Below are 1,032 nucleotides of genomic sequence, written 5' to 3' on the forward strand. Positions count from 1 at the left end.
GATGAAAAGAATTTATAAATTGTTTTCATGCTCATACCTGTAATAAAATTTAAAAAGATAATCTTTACCGTGAAAAGCACTTAAAAGATTATCTTTTTCGCTTAAGAATTAACTACTAACCACTGTTAATTTGTTGCCGAAACCTGTTGTTTGCTGCCATAATTTGCTTCTCGCTTTTCCGCCGCTTCCAACCATTTTGGTAACAAATTGTCTTTAAATTCTTGTTTTTCTTTTCTTAGTTTTTCCATATCTAAACCAATGTATTCCTGTGCCTTTTCTTTTGTTGAAAGATCGGGCATTTCAACTGGTTTGTTATGGCCTAATTCTGCTAATAAACGTGCTAGTTTTACGCGTCCTTCAGTAGCTTTATCTAAACCACTGCTTAATACTCTACCAATTTCTACTGGCGAGTGGAATGACGCACCGTGCGATGCTGCAGCATAATCCCAACGCCATTGTGCGTGACGTATATCCATTAAAATAGCTTTCATTTGATCTTCGGTAGCACCTAAATCCCAACATTTTTTTGCTTCAACATGCATTTTTACTAAAGCATCTTCAAGCTTTAAGCGGCTTTCGGCTGCTTTTTGTTGACGGTCATACACATTGGCTCTTAATTTTTCGGCTTCCTCACGGTGACATACTTGACAAGAGTTGGCTATATTATTAAGTGGCGATTGTATGTGGTGATCTGTAAATTTTTGTCCGCTTTCACTTTTATATGGCATATGGCAATCTGCGCATGATACGCCTCTATCTGCATGTACACCAGTTAAGTAGGTTTCATAACCTGGGTGTTGTGCTTTAAGCATGGGCGCTTTACTTAGTTTATGCGTCCAATCTTTAAAGTCCATATCATCATAATATTTCTCCATAGCTTCAACAGACATACCGTCTTTCCAAGGAAATGTTAAGTAAGGCACGCCTTCTTTACCGGGTGTATTTTTGTTAAAATAATATTCTACGTGGCACTGTGCACATACTAAAGAGCGCATTTCTTGGTGTGTAGCTTTATTAATGTCTTTACCCATG

1 protein-coding gene is annotated in these 1,032 nt (G+C 37.4%); it reads right to left on the minus strand.

Annotated features, from left to right (window positions below):
* Positions 1–125 precede the first annotated feature (125 nt).
* Positions 126–1,032: ammonia-forming cytochrome c nitrite reductase subunit c552 (locus tag FUA24_RS04205; RefSeq protein WP_148540166.1), on the minus strand; the 907-nt coding region annotated here is incomplete at its 5' end.

Source organism: Seonamhaeicola marinus (assembly GCF_008085455.1).